Below are 16,120 nucleotides of genomic sequence, written 5' to 3'. Positions count from 1 at the left end.
GCGGCCTGTGCCACCACCGGCTGTCCGGGAACCGCCTGTGCCACCACCGGCTGTCCGGGAACCGCCTGTGCCACCACCGGCTGTCCGGGAACCGCCTGTGCCACCACCGGCTGTCCGGGAACCGCCTGCGGAACCGCCGGCTGAACGGCCTGGGGAACCGGCTGAACACCCATTCCCGCCTGCCCCGCGGTGCCCTGCGCCGGTACGGCCGCGCCCGATCGGCCCTGCGGCACCTGTGGGACCTGCTGCACTTGCGGGACCTGCTGCACTTGCGCGACCTGCTGCACCTGCTGATCCGGCGCCACCGGACCGGCCTGCTGCGGAACCGCCGCGCCCTGCCCGGGCACGGCAGCCTGAGCCTGCGCGGGTACACCCGGCCCGGTGGTCCCCTGGGCCGGAACCCCCTGCGCGGGGGCCGTGGCCGCCGCCGCGGCCTCCGCAGGCTGGGCCACCGCCCGACGACGGCGGCCCGTCGGCGCGGTCGTGGGATGCGGCTGCGGCGGGGTGTGGTCGGCGGCCTGGTCGTGGGGTACGGCGTCGTGCCGCCCCTCGTCGGTCCCGGTGTCGACGGCAGTGCCCTGCGCCGGGATCTGAACCGGGGCCTGGGCCTGCTGCTGCCCCTGCGCACCGTCGGACGGCCGGTCCGCATCGGCGGGCGGCAGCGCGAAGACCGTACGGGGAGCCGTCTCCTGCGCGGCGGCACGCTCGTTCGCCGCGGCCAGGGCACGCCGACGGCGCCCGGTCGGCTGCGGGGTCGGCGTCTCTCCCGCCCCGTCCGATGCCGCCGGCAGTGCGGGCGGCAGCGCCTGGGGTTCGCCGGTGTCACGCCGGGCCCGCCGTCCGGTGGGCGTGGGCACGCCCTGCGGCGGCACCGTACCGCCGAGGCCGGTACCCGACGCCGCGGTCCCCGCGGCATGCTCGGCCGCCGTGACGACGGCTCCCTCGGCCACGCTCGCGTCCTCCGCGGGGCGCCCGCGCCGCCTCCCGGTACCACCGGCGCCGGAAACCTCGGCGCCCTGAGCCGGTGCCTGCGCGGACTCGTCGGCCGCCCGCCTCCTGCGCCGCCCGGTCGGAGCAGCCTGGACGCCGGAGGCGTCGCCCTCGCTCTCGCTCTCCAGGAACGCGTCCGTGGAGGCCCGCCGGGCGCGCCGCCGCCCACCGCGGGCCGAAGTCTGCTCGGGCAGGGCGACCTCCGCGGAGGCACCCTCATCCGCATCCGCAGCAGCAGCCGGAACCTGGGCGTCGGCCGCAACCGCCCCCGCCCCGCCCCCGAGCGGCACCTCGAGGACGTACGCGCTGCCGCTCATCCCCGGCACCTCGTGCGTCTGCAGCACACCACCGTGCGCCCGGACGATCCCGCGCACGATCGGCTCGTGCACCGGGTCTCCCCCGGCGTACGGCCCGCGCACCTCGATCCGTACGACCTCGCCGCGCTGCGCCGCCGCCACCACGACGGTGTTGTCCATGTAACCGCCCGCCGACACGGGCGCGTTGCCGGTCGCGTCCACGCCTGCCACGTCCGCGACGAGATGCGCGAGCGCGGTCGCGAGCCGCTGCGGGTCGACCTCGGCCTCGATGGGCGGCGCGTGCACGGCGAACTGCACCCGCCCCGGCCCGACGAGTTCCACGGCCCCGTCGACACCGGCGGCGACGACTGCGTCGAGCATCACCTTCGTACGGGTGATCTCCTCGCTGCCGGCGTCGAGGCGCTGGTAGCCGAGGACGTTGTCGATGAGGGTGGTGATGCGCGAGTAGCCGGCCGACAGGTGGTGGAGGACCTGGTTGGCCTCGGGCCACAGCTGTCCGGCGTCGTCGGCGGCGAGCGCGGACAGCTCGCGGCGCAGCTCGTCGAGGGGGCCGCGCAGGGAGCCGCCGAGGAGCGTGAGCAGCTGCTCGTGCCGCGCGGCCAGCGCCTCGTACCGGTCCTTCTCCCGCTCGCCGAGCGCGGCGTACCGCTCCTCGCCGGCCGCGATTTCCTCGGCGTGCCGCTCGGTGAGCTCCTCGATCTCGGTGGCGTGCTGCTGGCGCAGGGCGGTGAGCTCGGAGGCGTGCTCCTCGGCGAGCCGCTCCAGTTCCTCCTCGTGCCGCTTCTCCGCGGCGGCCTTCTCCTCGGCGAGCGCGTCGTAGGGACGTCGGTCGGTGAAGGTCATCACGGCGCCGACCAGCTGGTCGCCGTCGCGCACCGGCGCGGTCGTCAAATCCACCGGCACCTTGTCGCCGCCCTTGGACCACAGCACCTGCCCGCGCACCCGGTGCTTGCGCCCGGAGCGCAGGGTGTCGGCGAGCGGCGACTCCTCGTACGGGAAGGGCGAGCCGTCGGCGCGCGAGTGCAGCACGAGGGTGTGCAGCTCACGGCCGCCGAGTTCGCCGGCCCGGTACCCCAGTATCTGGGCGGCGGCCGGGTTGACGAGGACGATCCGCCCCTCGGTGTCGGTCCCGACGACACCCTCCGCCGCGGCCCGCAGGATCATCTCGGTCTGGCGCTGCGAACGGGCCAGCTCGGCCTCGGTGTCGACGGTGCCGGACAGGTCGCGGACGACCAGCATCAGCAGTTCGTCGCCGGTGTAGCCGTAGCCGTCGTAGGCCTGCTGGCTGTTCTCCAGATTCGCGCTCGTGACCTCGACCGGGAACTCGGTGCCGTCGGTCCGCCGCGCGATCATCCGCGTCGGCTTGGTCCGCCCGCGCGGGTCGATGTGGTCGGGTCGCCGCATGGAGCCGGGGATGAGCTTGGAGTCGAACTCCGGCAGCAGGTCGAGCAGACCCCGCCCGACAAGAGCGGTGCCCGGCGTCTCGAAGGCCTCCAGGGCGATGGTGTTGGCGTTGACGACGGTCCCGTTTGCGTTGACCAGCACCAACGCGTCGGGCAGCGCGTCGAGTATGGCAGCGAGGCGAGCAGCGCCTCGGGATGGCCTGCTGCTCACGAGACGCTTCCTCCCTGTTACCGCACCTTGCCGACCGCGGGGGCCATCTTGCCAACCGGCCCGCAGCGTGTCACGCGAGGGAGTCTAAGCGTTGAGGTTGCGCTCGCGACGCCGGATGAGAGGGAGGGCGCACGACGAAGTGACGTCGAACCTGTGACCGTGCGCTTTCATTTCGCACGACCTTCGCGGGACCTCTACGGACTCCCCGTTTCTGTCGTGTTCATGTCATACGGACCCACGTACGTGGGTGCCTGCGTGCATGCCTGCGTGACTGCCCGTGGACTGCGTCTGCTGCCTGCTGCCTGCTGCCTGCTGCCTGCTGTCCGCTACCTCGTGCTTGCTGCCCGCTGCCTGCGCATGTCTACGAACCGAGGTCGGGCAGGAGCGGCACGAGCCGGTTCCAGCGGTCGATCTGACAGCCGTTGCTGCGGTCGTACGTCGCGTCGACCGGGCGCCCGGCCCAGGTCCCGGTGATGTGGGCGGTGGTCGGCCCGCCGTACTGCATGCTGCAGACGCTGCCGTCCGGCACGGGCGCGAAGGTGTCACGCCCCCAGCGCGTGTTCCGGTCGAGCACCCCGCAGGCCCCTCGCACGTCCGGGTGACTGCCGCCGTCGGGATGGCAGTACACCTCGTACGTCCCGTCCCGGCCGTCGCCCGCGTGCCGCACGGTGACGGTGAGGTGGTCGCCGACCCGGTCCTCGTCACGGACGGGCGGGGGCGCGAGGGCGGAGGCGGCGGCGGGCACGGCGGAGAGCGACGTGAGGGCGACGACGGAGGCGGACGCGCCGAGGAGGAACCGCCGCAGCTGCCCGCGCACGCCGGAGCCGGAATGTCGTGGCGAGCCGGAGTGCCGTGGCGAGCCGGAATGCCGTGGCGAGCCGGAGTGCCGTGGGGAGGGAGAGCTGATCTGCACCATGCCCGCACTAACGCGGCACGCCCCGGGACGTTGCGCCACGGCCGCCGCCCCGGCAAGGGCTTTGCCCTGCGGCCTGCCTGCCTAGTACCGTGGGGGGCGATTGGTGACACCGCCCTCGACTGTGTCATCATCTGCACGCACCACTCGCGCGCTCGCGTGAGCGGTTGTGCTGGAGGCGTCGCCTAGTCCGGTCTATGGCGCCGCACTGCTAATGCGGTTTGGGCCTTAAAGCCCATCGAGGGTTCAAATCCCTCCGCCTCCGCGCTTGATCACCGAAGCCCCGGTTCACCCGACCGGGGTTTCGCTGTTCCGGCGCCGTCTCCCGCACCGTCTCCCGCACCGCCGAGGTCCCGACCGCCGCAGCACCGTCCCACCGGCCTGTCCACCGGGGCCGCCAAAACCGCCCCACACGGCATTTCCGCAGGTCACAAGAGGTGCGGGGAACGGATTTCACATGACGGCGGCAGTCATGTAATGTTCTTCCTGTCGCCGCGAGCGAGCCGGAAGGGCCGGAAGCGGAGACGAAAAAACAAAACAAGCACTCGTAGCTTAACGGATAGAGCATCTGACTACGGATCAGAAGGTTGCAGGTTCGAATCCTGCCGAGTGCGCACAGGCCAGAGGCCCCGGATCACTCCGGGGCCTCTGGCGTTTCGGGGGCGTACAGCAGCGAAGTACAGCAGCGGGCTGATGTCAGCTGCCGGTCCCTGTCCCGCCCATCGCTGCGGACAGCTTCCCGACCGCCGCGCGCACCTTCTCCTCGCTCGCCTCGGCGTAGACCTCCATCGCCATGGCGATCTGCGAGTGCCGAAGGATGCGCTGTGCCACCTTCGGGTGCACCTTCAGGGCGACCAGGAGCGAGCTGCACGTGTGCCGGGTGTTGCGTAGCGGGATCACGCGGAGGCCGGCCCGGCGGGCCCGCAGGGCGAACATGCGGGTAAGGTTCCCCGGCTCGATGGGCGTCCCGTACTTGGTCGTGAAGACGAGGCCGCGAGTGTCCTGCCAGAGATCACCGGCCGCCTTCCGGTCTCCGGTCTGCTGAGCCCGCCGCATCCGGAGTGCCTTGAGGCACAGCTCGGGCAACGGCAGGAAGTCCTCCGACTCCTCCGTCTCGGTCTCCCGGTGGAGGATCTGGCGGCCCGCCCGCTGGATCTGGTCATCCACATACAGCTCACCCGTCTCGAAGTCGATCGACTGCCAGGTTGAGGCCCAGGACCTCACCCCGGCGCAGCCCCAGGCAGAGCACCAGGACCCAGGGTGCGAACAGCGGATCTTCTCGGGTCAGGGAGTCGGAGAGGAACTGTCCCGCTTCGGCGACGGACCAGGGCTTGATCCGGCGGCGACGCGGCTTCGGTACCGTGACGAGCGAGGCCACGTTCTTGCTGATCTCCTCCTCGGCCACGGCGTGGGTCAGCGCGGCCCGCAAGGCATCGCGGGCAGCCTGGATCATTCGCCGGGACGGGTACGCCTCGCAGCACTCCCCGACGGCACAGCACCGCCGCCGCTCCGGGGACCGCTTGGCGTCCTTCCCCTGGGCACAGCACTGGCAGACACCGGCCAGCTTGGTTAGCCACTCGCGCACGTCCCGCACGGCCAGCCTGTCCAGCCGCTTCGCGCCCAGGTGGGGAACGATGTAGAGGCGCACCGAGCCCTCGTACGACACGTACGAGAGCGGCGCGAGATTCGGCTTCACGATGGACTGAAGCCAGTACGACAGGAAGGCCTCCACCGTGCGGTGCCTAGTCCGCACCGGACCCTTGTTGGCTTCACCGTGCAGCTTGATCCACTTCTCGTGAACCTCCTCGCGGGTCTTCCCATAGACGTACTTCCGCTTGCGATCACCTTCCGGGGTGGTGACCCAGACGTACGCTGCGAAGCCGTTCTTGTACGGCTAGATGGACCCTTCGCCGTTGCCTCGCTTCCCGCTCACGCCGACCACCTCGCAGCGTCAGCGGCGCAGCGGTTGACGTACTCGTCCCCCCAGGCCGGAAGAATGCGCCGGTTGCGGCCGACCTTCACGGAGCGGATCTCGCCCGCGAGGACCAGCGCCTTCGTCTTGGTGAGGCTGAAGCCGAGCATCTGGGCGACCTCGGCCGTCGTGTGCCACTTCCGTTCGTCACCGAGGTCATCGGGTGGGTTCTCCTTCTGTTCCGGGGGCGGGTTCGAGGGAGGCTGCGAGCCAGGCCTCAGCAGTGCTGAGGCCGGTACCGGTGAACACCCAGTGGGCGAGGACGAGCGTGGTTTCGCCGTCCTGAGGCACGGCCAGGGCAGCGTGGGCAGTCGGCGCGTGCGTCGCGGAGGGCGCCGAGGGTGGTGGAGTAGCGGTGGGATTTGGTGGAGAAGTGGCCGCGGAATCCGAGCATGTGGGCTCAGGCCCGCAGGCGAAGCTCCGCCAGCTCGGGGCGTGCGCCCAGGGCCCAGGCGGTTCGGATCATGCGCCGGGCGTGTTCGGTGATCCGGGCTTGTGCCAGCTCGGCGAGGAATCGCAGCGGCCGGTCGAGGGTGCCGGTCGCCGTCTCGGCGCCCTTGGTGGCGTACTTGGCGATGTACGACGCCACGGCCCGCTCGGTCAGCTCCTGGCCGTCATCAAAGTCGGCCGAGCGGATCGGACGGACGTCGAGCTGACGGCCGAAGACGAAGGAGCGCGGCCGGCCGTCGACCTCCGGTCCGTCAACGCGCGCCGCGGTGGCTGCGGAGCGGATGGCATCGGTCAGCAGCTCGGCCGTCGCCCAGGCCGGGGGCGCGGTGTCGCCGCCCTCGGGACCGTCGAGGCGGACGACGGCGGGAAGTGGACCGCGCCGCGCTTCTGGTACTCGGCCACCTTCGCGAAGGAGATGCGCGCGTGGTCACCGAAGGCGCGTTGAGTGAGTCCGGCGCGCTTGGCGATCTCCCTTCGGAGGTAGATCGAGAAGCGCCGCCACAGGGCCCCGGCGTGCGCGTTCCAGAGCACGGCTGCTGCGTAGTCGTAGGTGTCCGGGTCGAGGGGTGTCCCCAGGACGGGGTCCGGGTCGTCGTGGTGGATGCCGCAGCGGCAGGCGCGGCCGCTGGAGGGCCGGTTATGGACGGGGCCGAAGCTGGGCGGTGAAGGTGGCGAAGACGCGCGGGTGCGTGGCGACCTGTTCGGGGGTGCCCTTGCCGCCGCGGAGTCCGGCGGTGATCAGGTGGTAGGTGTCGCGGCGGTAGGTCTCGGCGCAGGCCGCACGGTCTCTCTGAGGGATCTTGAAATGGGTGAGGGCCTTCAGGCTCGGTGTGGATTGCGACATCTACGCCGGACAACAGAAAGGCCCTCGTGCCCCACCGTAAAGCACCCCTGACCGAGTCCCGCCGCCTGCGACTGGCCCGCTGCGTGATCGAGGACGGCTGGACCCTGCGCCGGACCGCCGAACGCTTCCAGGTCTCGCCCAGCGGTGGGCCGACCGCTACCGCCACCTCGGCGAGGCGGGTATGGCCGACCTCTCGGCCGCCCCCGTTCCAGCCCCCGCCGCACCCCCACTCGTACTGAACGGCGGATCATCAAGGTCCGCATCCTGCGCCGGTGGGGACCGGCGCGGATCGCGGGCCTGCTGCGGCTGGTCCCGTCCACCGTCCGGGTGCTGACCCGCTACGGCCTGGCCCGCCTCACCGACCTGGACCGGGCCACCGGCCGACCCATATGCCGCTACGAACGCGACCGGCCCGGTGAACTGGTCCACGTCGACATCAAGAAGCTCGGCAACATCCCCGACGGCGGCGGCCACAAGGTCCTCGGCCGGCAAGCAGGCCGCAAGAAACGGCGCAGAGCCGGCTACAGCTACCTGCACACCGCCGTCGACGACCACTCCCGCCTGGCCTACAGCGAAATCCTCACCGACGAGAAGACGGAGACCGCCACCGCCTTCTGGAAGCGCGCCCACGCGTTCTTCACCTCCTGCGGGATCACCGTCGAGCGGGTCCTGACCGACAACGGCTCCTGCTACCGCTCACGCGACTGGCGTGATGCCCTGGCGGCGGCCGGTATCACCCACAAGCGAGCCCGGCCCTACCGGCCGCAGACATCAAGGTCCGGGGCCTTTGGCATCAAGGCCTGACATGTCCTCAGCCAGCGGCCTTGGCGATGATGCGGTCCATCTCCTCTCGGCTAAAGGCCCGCAGGGTCGTGGTACGGACGTTGCCCACCCCGCCGAGCTGCAGGAGCGCTGCGGTGGCGGTTTCGTCGTCGGGTGCGTCAACAACGGCCACGAGGTCGTACGAACCGACGGTCCAGTAGATGTTCAGGAGCTTCGCCCCGAGCTTCTGTACCGCTGAGCCGAAGGCCTCGGCACGCTTCGCGGTGTCCTTGTAGTTTCGGATCCCTTGATCCGTCCAGTTCAGCAACGTGACATACGTCGGCATGGCCTTCACCTTCATGAGGGAACACATGGCAAGGCTAATCCTGGGCACAGTGGCTGAAACATGCACAAGGTGCGCACCCGAATGTGTAATAGGAGCGATCGCTAGTGGTTGATCACAGTGGTTGGAACCAGCGAGATGCGCTTTGGGACCTGCGAAGGCGCCAGGCAGTCAATCGAGGATTCCCCATGAAGAGGTCCGTGCCAGACCCGTGCCAGACCCGTGCCAGATCGTGCGAGGAACCACTGGGAACACTGGGGAACCAGTCGACCGCCCGCCAGGCGCCGACGCCGCTCCGCCGCAGGTCAGTGGAGCTCCCGCCCCTAGTGGGCCGTGTCTGACAAAGAACATGTTGCGGTCAGCTTCCCTCCAAGGACGTCGGGTCCACTGCGTGTGGGAAGGTCATGTGTGTGATCAACCAAGACGGCGGCTCGGGCCGTGAACTCGTACTCGGGGACGGACTGAGCCCCTCAGACCTCGTGCTTCTTCATCGCGAGGTACTTCGCGTGCTGCGCTCTGGCATCGACGCAGCCCACCTCGACGCCTACAGCGACGATGCCTTGCCCCCCGCGGTGCTGCACGCGTACGAACGCGCGCTGTCCCTGGCCAGGCAGGCGGTGGCGGAGGGCACTCGCTCCCGGCGCGCCGATCCCGGGATGGGGATCGACACCGACGTCCACGACGACGCCCAGTTCGAGGTGCTGTTGGACTTGGCTCCTCACACGATCAACGCCGAGGGTTGGCGAGGGGACCGGCTGGTCTTCAGCGCCAGTGACTCGGGAACCTCCCTGTGGATTGCCGTCACACAGGAACAGGAGACAGAGCTCTTGCGCCGGCTGGACGCGCTGGGGACCCCATCAACTGCGCTTGCTGTCCAGCAACGTGGCCGCTGAGACGCATTCACGATGCGGGCTCGCGGAGCCAGAGGATGAGTGAGGCGAGGTGGAGTCCGGCGAGGTAGCGGGCGGCCAGTTTGTCGAATCGGGTGGCGATGGCCCGGAACTGCTTGAGGCGGCTGAAACAGCGTTCGATGACGTTGCGGGTCTTGTACTGCTCGACGTTGAGGGCCGGTGGCCGTCCGCCGGCCCTTCCGCGGCGTTTCCTGCCGGCGATCTGGTCGGCCCGCTCGGGGATGACCGCGCGGATGCCGCAGCGTCGCAGACCGAGCCGGATCGCCCGTGACGAGTACGCCTTGTCGGCGATGACTTGCTCGGGCCTGCACCGGGGCCGCCCGGTGGCCAGACGGGGCACGCGGACGGCGTCGAGCACCTCATCGAACACGGTGGAGTCGTTGACGTTGCCCGGTGTGACCACGACGGCCAACGGCAGGCCGCGGCCGTCAGCCGCCACGTGCACCTTGGTGGTCAGGCCGCCCCGCGACCGACCGAGCGCCTGGCCAGCCGTCGGGCGTTGCGGATTTTCCAGTTCATCCCCCGCCGGTGCCCCCTTTTACGAGCTCCGGCCGCGTGCTGGTGGGCGCGATTGATGGTGGAGTCCACCGACACCGTCCACTGAACGGCGCCCACGGCGTCGTCACGGACTTGGACGTGTTCCAGCAGCTTCGCCCAGGTTCCGTCGGCCTCCCAGCGGGCGAACCGTTCGTAAACGGTCTGCCACGGGCCGTAGCGTTCCGGCACATCCCGCCAAGGCGCACCGGTCCGCAGCCGCCACAACAGGTCGCCCCCGTCCAAGGTCCCGGCAGGCTACGCGGAGTGAGATCGAACTCCTGAGGCGGTGGTCAGCCCTTGTTTCAGCCGGTTGCCGTCGATGTTGTAGCCGATGGCAGAGCGTAGGCTGAAACCATGGCCGTAGCAGCAGGCGAGTACGAGATCGGCCAGCAGGTCGGTCGGTTGCTGGTGCGTACCGCTCGCCAAGGCGTGGCCGCAAGGGTCGGACATGACCTGCTCATCGAGGCCACCGAGTGGGAAGGCCACGTCACGGTGCCCGCAGACCCCGCGACCCAGCCGACGGTGTCGGTACGCGTAGACCTGCGCGCGCTGAAAGTCCTGGAAGGCACCGGCGGGGTCAAGCCGCTCAGCGACGGCGACAAGCGACAGATCCAGCAAACCATGGACAAGCTGCTGCAGACCGATCGCCACCGATATGCGACCTTCACCTCGACGGGCGTAGAAGTCCACGACGGCAGGGCAACCATTGAGGGAGACCTGGCTTTGGTTGGGCAGACCCGTCCGCTCCGCTTGGAGGTGCGACAGCGAGACGACGTCACCGTCGCGGGTACTGCGAGCGTGGTGCAGTCCCGATGGGGCATTAAGCCATATTCGGGCTTCTTCGGCGCCCTCAGACTCCGCGACGCCGTCGACGTCGAGTTCACTACCGGCCTTCGTGCGGTCGGTTCAACAGGTTGACGGCAGCGACGGCAGTCCTGACGGCAACGAGGGCGGACGGCGACGGGTGCCGTGCGATCAGTCAGTGGTCCAGCAGCGGATCACCGTGCACAAGCCGGTACGCATCGATGTCGACAGCGCCAAGGGATCAACCGGCGTGATCGCCTGGCAGATCGACGCCATCTGAATCCGGGCACACATGGGCGTGTCCCCAGCATGGCTGCTGGGGGCGCTCAGTCCGTACAGCAGTGAAGTACAGCAACCACAGCAACCGACACCGCCCAGTAGCGTCTTCGTAGGGTCGAAGCGCGACCTGTATGACCGTCAGCGGCCGATCCCTATAGAGCTACGGATCAGAAGGTGCAGGTTCGAATCCTGCCGAGTGCGCACAGGCGAGAGGCCCCGGGAGATCTTGCCGGGGCCTCTCGTGTCGCCGGTACAGCACCGGAGCGCAGCAACCGGCGGACTGGCGACAGTAGGTCACTCCCAGAAGAGGCGCCGGCCGTCGTGGCCGACACCTCTGCGAGCACGTGCTGCAGGCGCAGGCGTCCGGTGCCGGCCCGCCGGGACGGTCCGCACACTGCAGGTGACGATCACCCGGTTGTACGGCGCTTCGTCGGGAGGTACGGCGAGTCCGTTGCCGACCACCCGCAGGGGGTGGCAGCCGAAGCCCGCGAGCGTGATTCCGGCGCGCCCCCAACCCTCGTCCTCAGGAAGTCCATTCATGAGCGAGGAGGCCGAGGACGACCAGGTCGGCGAATGCCCCGTACACCCAGGCCGAGCGTCGCAGCGTGCCCTCGATCGTGAACCCCGCATGCTTGGCCGCCGCGATCATCGAGGCGTTGTCCGCCAGGGTGTCCACCTGGAGTCGCTGCATTCCGCGTACCGCAAACCCGTACTCGCACAGCACGCGTACGACGTCCGAGCCGAGCCCACGACCGCGGAAGGCGGGAAGCAGGGAGACCCTCAGGTGTGCCGTCCTGTTGTGCGTGTCGATGCCCCACAGCACGGCTGCACCGGCCAGTGCCTGCGAATCGAGTTCCACCACCGAGAAGGGTGCTGCTTTGTCCGACAGCTCGGCCACCGCGAAGGGGGAGTGGGCCGACTTCTGCGGCATCGGCTGCCAAGGTCGGGAGTCGGTGCGCGACCGGGTCGCCACGTCGTTGTAGAGCTCCGCATGGAGTATGGGAACGTCCGCCTCGTGCCGGGCCCGCAGCCCGATCTTTTCGCCACGCATCATCCGGCATGGGTACCGCAAGGCGACGAGGCGATCAACCGGATTGTCCGACCGCTGCCGTCCGTCAGCAGCCCGGCTCCCGGCACACCGGTCTGGGAGCACCAGGACTGTTCCCGCAGGTGAATCCGGGGACAGCCCCAGGTCGGTACCCACCCATCGATCGTCTTTCGGGATCCTGCACAGCCGACCTCCGCCAGCTCGAACGAACGCGCTTCTGGCCCGAGGCCACGGAGGAAGCGTTCTGGCTCTGGAAGGCCCTTGCGCACGGCCCCCTCAGACGATTCGCAGATCCACTCCCAAGTCCTGACTGCGGCATCCCCGAGTGCGGATGCCGCGCCGACTACTTCCGCACGCACCTCGAAGCCATGCTCCATGCGTTGCCCAAGAAGAGCGCGCGTGAGCTGCGCGCCCTCGTGTGGGCCCTCGACAACAAGATTCTGGTGAGGGCCAAGGTCATCCCGGCCGACGGCCCGGACGTGCCATGGTGGCGAGATCAGCTCTGACACCCTGGGCGCCCGCAGTGACGCGTCAGGGGGCACGTGATGGCGGGGCTGCGCCGTTCGATCATGACGTCGCGCCATTCGTGCGCGCAGCAGGGTCGCACGCGACCGGTAGCCATGACAGCCGGCGGGACGCCACCGGAAGGTGATGAGGGGGTGGGGCGACGGCCTGCACCGCGGTCCCACCCACCCCCCTGACGCGGTGGCTCTGCCGGGTCAGGCGCGCTTGACCTCGAAGTTGTCGACCTTGTCGTTCCAGTTGCCGCCGCCGGGGTAGTCCATGTTCTTGCAGTTGGACCAGCCGTGGGGCGGAATGAGGTCGCGCTGCCGGTCGTGGAGCACCCCCGACCGGTAATCCCAGATCGTGGCGGTGCCGTAGTTGAGCGACCAGCTGCCGACCCAGTAGTAGAGGGAGCTCAGCTTGTCGCGGAAGCCCCACTCGTTCAGGTCGTGCTTGCCGCTGCTGGACAGGCGGATGATCTTGCCCTTGTAGTTGGCGTCCGCGTACAGGCACCAGTAGTCGGCGTAGCACTTGTAGGGCGGCGCGGATGCGGTTGCGGTTGCGGATGCCCGCAGCGTGGCGGCCTTGCGGGTCTCCTGGCGGACCTTGGCGGGCAGGTCGGGGTCGGCCAGCGCTTCCGCGTCATTGTCGTAGCAGTGGACTTCCCCGTTGGGGAGTTCGGTGCAGCTGTCGGCACCTTCCCACGACTCGGCGAGGTTGATCTTCCGCCCGTTGTATTCGGCGATCACCGGATCCGCCGGTGCGTCGGCCGAAGGCTCTGCCGACGGCTCTGCCGACGGCTCCTGCGTGGGGGTCTCTGTGGCCGTGGTCGACGGCTCCGGGGTGGGCCCCTCCGCATGCGCCACCGGTCCGGTGGTGAGCAGGAGGGCGCCGGTCGAAGCGGCGGCCAGGAGGACGGAGGTCAGCGGTCTGCGTATCACGGATGGTGCTCCACAGTGGTGTTGGGTTGTGCAGACGGGTTCCGTCAGGGTCGTACACATTCGGACATGGCCCTGACGGCGGCGGACGCCCTCCCGGTCAAGAAGGACGCCAAGGTGGCGGCTTCCGCCGCATCGCGCATCACGCATCACGCATCACGCATCACGCATACGCATCACGCATCGCGCATCACGCGATCGCGCACCACGGTTCTGCGCCGACAGGGGCGACGCAGGACGTCTCGCGCCCGATGTCAGAAGCGAGGGGTACGGCGGGGCAGGCGCACAGGAACGGTTCGGTGCGCGCGAACGGCCGGTTTTTCGGCACGACGAAGTGTCCCCTCCCCGTGGCGACGGTGTTCGCCGGTCGCCGGTCGCCATGCGCGGAGGCGGAGTGGTCAAGATCCGCCGTGCGCGGCAGCCACCATAGGCACAGGGCAGCAGGGTGGAACAAGTGTCATTTCCTGGGCTGCCGCGGGTGGCCCGAAAGCGCCCATCCGGTGCGCCCGCCTTTCCGGATGTGCAACTCCCGTGCACACAGTAAGAGTTACCCGTGTGATCCCTGTGAAGACAGCAGGGATGTCGTGTGGCATATCGGTCAGGGCCCGACCGAAAATCGCCCTCTCCTCCGGGGACTGCCTGGGAGGCATCTCGGCGGACCGGCCGTTGTCAGTGGTCGCCTCTACATTGGAGGCAATGGCACAGGCGTGGGAGTGCGCGGGGCTGCGGTGGTCGGTGGACGGTCCCGTGCTGGCGTGGAAGGGCGGGCGTTCGAGTGCCCTGCCGTGGGGGAAACGGGTGGCCTTCGAGGTCGCGGAAGGGGGAGTGCGGACATGCGTGGGAGCACGGGGGCATGCGTGTCCGGCACGCGCGGTCGTGTCCGGGCGGAGTACGGGGGCGCGGTGCGAGGAGTGCGCGCGGCTGGACCGGGCGCACTCCGTGGCCACCGACACGATCGCGGACGATCCGCGGCCCTACCACGTATATCTGGCGTGGTTCGGGCCCGGCATGGTCAAGGTCGGGATCACCGCGTTCGAACGGGGCTCGGCGCGGCTGCTCGAACAGGGCGCCATCTGCTTCAGCTGGCTCGGCGCCGGGCCACTGATGGCCGCGCGCCGCACCGAGGAGCTGCTGCGCGCCGCGCTCCGGGTCCCGGACCGGATTCCGTACGCCGAGAAGCGGGCCGTACGGTCCGCGCTGCCGGTGACAGCGGCGGAGCGGGCGGCCGAGATCGGGGAACTGCATGGCCGGGCCGTCGCGCTCGGCGGCTGGCCGGAGTCGCTGGAGCGCGAGCCGTTCCGGCCGGTCGATCACGCCGGGGTGTTCGGGCTGGGCGGTCTGCCCGCTGCCGTCGGGGAGGTGAGCGAGCTCGTCGCCGGGAGCGTGGTGAGCGGTGAGCTGGTCGCGGCCGCCGGGCCGGATCTGCACCTGGCGACCGAGGGTGGGGTCGTCGTGCTGGACACGCGGTTGATGACCGGGTGGGAGCTCAGGCCGGCCGGGAGCGGCGGACTCACCGTGCCGGTGCGTGAGTTCAAGGGGTCGGCGAGCGTGCAGGACGGGCTGTTCTGAGGCAGCCGTGCGTGCTGGAGGGCGAGCGGAGGGGACGGTGAGGAGTGGGATCCCTGCGGGATCCCTTTCGGTAGGGAGGCTGGACGCGGTGGGCCGCAGGGACCGATCGTGGGCGACATGAGCGATCAACACAATGCGCCTGTCGTGTCCACGGCGCCCAGGGATCACCTCGCCCACTTCCGGGACCTGTTCGAACGGGCTGCCCATGGACGGGCCAGTCATGAGCGGGTCGCCCATGACTGAGGCAGCCGAGGTCCGTGCGTTCTGGCGGCGGCTCGGGCTTCCCGGGCTCGTCGACGTCCACACCCACTTCATGCCCGAGCGGGTGCTGCGCAAGGTCTGGGACTACTTCGACGGGCTCGGTCCGCTCACCGGCGGCATCGAATGGCCCATCACGTATCGAGAGGAGGAGGAACAGCGGGTCGCGCGGCTGCGGGAATTCGGCATGCGTGCCTTCACGGCGATGCTCTACCCGCACAAGCCGGGCATGGCCCAGTGGCTGAACGGCTGGGCGGTCGACTTCGCCCGCCGCACACCCGACTGCCTGCACACCTCAACCCTCTTCCCCGAGACGGGCGTTGAAACCTACGTCCGGGAAGCGGTCGAGGCGGGGACGCGTGTGTTCAAGGCACACGTCCAGGTGGGGGCGTACGACCCGGCCGACGAACTCCTCGACCCGGCCTGGGGTCTGCTCGCCGAGGCCGGGATCCCGGTCGTGATCCACTGCGGTTCCGGGCCGTCGCCCGGCAAGCACACCGGGCCCGAGCCGATCGAGCGGGTGCTCGCCCGGCACCCCCGCCTGCGGCTGGTGGTCGCGCACCTCGGGATGCCGGAGTACGAGGACTTCCTCGACCTGGCCGAGCGGTACGCGGAGGTGCGGCTGGACACGACGATGGCGTTCACCGACTTCGGCGAACGGCTCGCCCCGTTCCCGCGGCGCGCCCTGCCCCGGCTGGCCGGCCTCGGCGACCGGATCCTGCTCGGCTCGGACTTCCCCAACATCCCGTATCCCTACGTCCACCAACTGCACGCCCTGGAGCGCCTCGGCCTCGGCGACGACTGGCTCCGGGCGGTGTGCCACGACAACGGGGCGCGGCTGTTCGGCGGACCGTGAGGAACGCTCCGCCTCGCGGGGCTCGGTGCGTGGCGCCTGGCGTGCGGTGGCCAGGCTGTTTCGGTGGTCGGCCTCGCAGGGCTCGGAACGTGGTGCCTGGCCGACGGCGGCCAGCCTGCCCCGGCGGTCCGCCTCGCGAGGCTCCGTACGCGGCGCCCCGCTGGGCCGTGGCGCCGGGTCGGCCTGCGGCGCCTTGCTGGGCCGTTGGCGG

Annotated in this window: 10 protein-coding genes, 2 tRNA genes and 5 pseudogenes; 8 read left to right on the top strand and 9 right to left on the bottom strand. The window is 70.0% G+C overall.

Annotation, left to right across the window (positions count from 1 at the left end; translation table 11 throughout):
* Both ABZV31_RS25805 and ABZV31_RS25800 read right to left on the bottom strand, forming a co-directional pair.
* Positions 1 to 2,921 (bottom strand): PAS domain-containing protein (locus tag ABZV31_RS25805; protein WP_355898178.1); only part of this gene is annotated, 2,921 nt, incomplete at its 3' end.
* Positions 2,922 to 3,282: 361 nt separating this feature from the next.
* Positions 3,283 to 3,738 (bottom strand): SSI family serine proteinase inhibitor, encoded by a 456-nt coding sequence (locus tag ABZV31_RS25800; RefSeq protein WP_355898175.1) that lies wholly within the window; start codon positions 3,736 to 3,738, stop codon positions 3,283 to 3,285.
* Positions 3,739 to 4,008: 270 nt separating this feature from the next.
* On the opposite strand from ABZV31_RS25800, the gene ABZV31_RS25795 reads away from it, so the two are divergent.
* Both ABZV31_RS25795 and ABZV31_RS25790 read left to right on the top strand, forming a co-directional pair.
* A tRNA-Ser gene (locus ABZV31_RS25795) sits at positions 4,009 to 4,099 on the top strand.
* 276 nt (positions 4,100 to 4,375) lie between these two features.
* Positions 4,376 to 4,448 (top strand) — tRNA-Arg (locus ABZV31_RS25790).
* 82 nt (positions 4,449 to 4,530) lie between these two features.
* Here the strand turns inward: ABZV31_RS25790 and ABZV31_RS25785 are convergent.
* From ABZV31_RS25785 to ABZV31_RS25775, 3 pseudogenes are all read right to left on the bottom strand, one after another.
* Positions 4,531 to 5,776, bottom strand: a pseudogene (locus ABZV31_RS25785) (site-specific integrase).
* A pseudogene (locus ABZV31_RS25780) lies at positions 5,764 to 5,949 on the bottom strand (helix-turn-helix domain-containing protein); the annotation flags it as partial. The pseudogenes ABZV31_RS25780 and ABZV31_RS25785, both read right to left, overlap by 13 nt.
* Before the next feature lie 13 nt (positions 5,950 to 5,962).
* Positions 5,963 to 7,034: pseudogene (locus ABZV31_RS25775) on the bottom strand (replication initiator); the annotation flags it as partial.
* 92 nt (positions 7,035 to 7,126) lie between these two features.
* Between ABZV31_RS25775 and ABZV31_RS25770 the strand changes: the two are divergent.
* Positions 7,127 to 7,874 (top strand): annotated as a pseudogene (locus ABZV31_RS25770) (IS481 family transposase); the annotation flags it as partial.
* Positions 7,875 to 7,911: 37 nt separating this feature from the next.
* Here the strand turns inward: ABZV31_RS25770 and ABZV31_RS25765 are convergent.
* Positions 7,912 to 8,208 (bottom strand): GYD domain-containing protein, encoded by a 297-nt coding sequence (locus tag ABZV31_RS25765; protein ID WP_355898173.1) that lies wholly within the window; start codon positions 8,206 to 8,208, stop codon positions 7,912 to 7,914.
* Between the two features lie 407 nt (positions 8,209 to 8,615).
* Between ABZV31_RS25765 and ABZV31_RS25760 the strand changes: the two genes are divergently transcribed.
* On the top strand, positions 8,616 to 9,098 hold the full coding sequence (locus ABZV31_RS25760; protein WP_355898170.1) for a hypothetical protein: 483 nt from the start codon (positions 8,616 to 8,618) through the stop codon (positions 9,096 to 9,098).
* Between the two features lie 7 nt (positions 9,099 to 9,105).
* Here the strand turns inward: ABZV31_RS25760 and ABZV31_RS25755 are convergent.
* Positions 9,106 to 9,947, bottom strand: a pseudogene (locus tag ABZV31_RS25755) (IS5 family transposase).
* Between the two features lie 60 nt (positions 9,948 to 10,007).
* Here ABZV31_RS25755 and ABZV31_RS25750 point away from each other — a divergent pair.
* Positions 10,008 to 10,571: a YceI family protein gene (locus ABZV31_RS25750; protein ID WP_355898167.1), complete on the top strand. Its 564-nt coding sequence runs from the start codon at positions 10,008 to 10,010 to the stop codon at positions 10,569 to 10,571.
* Positions 10,572 to 11,259: 688 nt separating this feature from the next.
* On the opposite strand, the gene ABZV31_RS25745 is transcribed toward ABZV31_RS25750, so the two are convergent.
* The gene (locus ABZV31_RS25745) at positions 11,260 to 11,790 is read right to left on the bottom strand and encodes a GNAT family protein (RefSeq protein WP_355898164.1); all 531 of its coding nucleotides are present in this window, start codon (positions 11,788 to 11,790) and stop codon (positions 11,260 to 11,262) included.
* 374 nt (positions 11,791 to 12,164) lie between these two features.
* Between ABZV31_RS25745 and ABZV31_RS25740 the strand changes: the two genes are divergently transcribed.
* Positions 12,165 to 12,290: a hypothetical protein gene (locus ABZV31_RS25740; RefSeq protein WP_355898162.1), complete on the top strand. Its 126-nt coding sequence runs from the start codon at positions 12,165 to 12,167 to the stop codon at positions 12,288 to 12,290.
* Positions 12,291 to 12,503: 213 nt separating this feature from the next.
* On the opposite strand, the gene ABZV31_RS25735 is transcribed toward ABZV31_RS25740, so the two are convergent.
* Positions 12,504 to 13,229, bottom strand: coding sequence for a PT domain-containing protein (locus ABZV31_RS25735; RefSeq protein WP_355898159.1), 726 nt, complete (start codon positions 13,227 to 13,229; stop codon positions 12,504 to 12,506).
* Between the two features lie 693 nt (positions 13,230 to 13,922).
* Here ABZV31_RS25735 and ABZV31_RS25730 point away from each other — a divergent pair.
* Positions 13,923 to 14,795 (top strand): DUF2797 domain-containing protein, encoded by an 873-nt coding sequence (locus ABZV31_RS25730; RefSeq protein WP_355898156.1) that lies wholly within the window; start codon positions 13,923 to 13,925, stop codon positions 14,793 to 14,795.
* Between the two features lie 235 nt (positions 14,796 to 15,030).
* Positions 15,031 to 15,909, top strand: coding sequence for an amidohydrolase family protein (locus ABZV31_RS25725; protein ID WP_355898153.1), 879 nt, complete (start codon positions 15,031 to 15,033; stop codon positions 15,907 to 15,909).
* Positions 15,910 to 16,120 lie beyond the last annotated feature (211 nt).

Source organism: Streptomyces sp. NPDC005202 (assembly GCF_040608235.1).
Classification (GTDB): domain Bacteria; phylum Actinomycetota; class Actinomycetes; order Streptomycetales; family Streptomycetaceae; genus Streptomyces.
This window is presented reverse-complemented; position numbering and strand designations above follow the sequence as displayed.

Coding starts and splice junctions, on each gene's coding strand:
- ABZV31_RS25725 (WP_355898153.1), top strand. CDS start 15,031: ATGACTGAGGCAGCCGAGGTCCGTGCGTTCTGGCGGCGGCTCGGGCTT.
- ABZV31_RS25730 (WP_355898156.1), top strand. CDS start 13,923: ATGGCACAGGCGTGGGAGTGCGCGGGGCTGCGGTGGTCGGTGGACGGT.
- ABZV31_RS25745 (WP_355898164.1), bottom strand. CDS start 11,790: ATGATGCGTGGCGAAAAGATCGGGCTGCGGGCCCGGCACGAGGCGGAC.
- ABZV31_RS25750 (WP_355898167.1), top strand. CDS start 10,008: ATGGCCGTAGCAGCAGGCGAGTACGAGATCGGCCAGCAGGTCGGTCGG.
- ABZV31_RS25765 (WP_355898173.1), bottom strand. CDS start 8,208: ATGCCGACGTATGTCACGTTGCTGAACTGGACGGATCAAGGGATCCGA.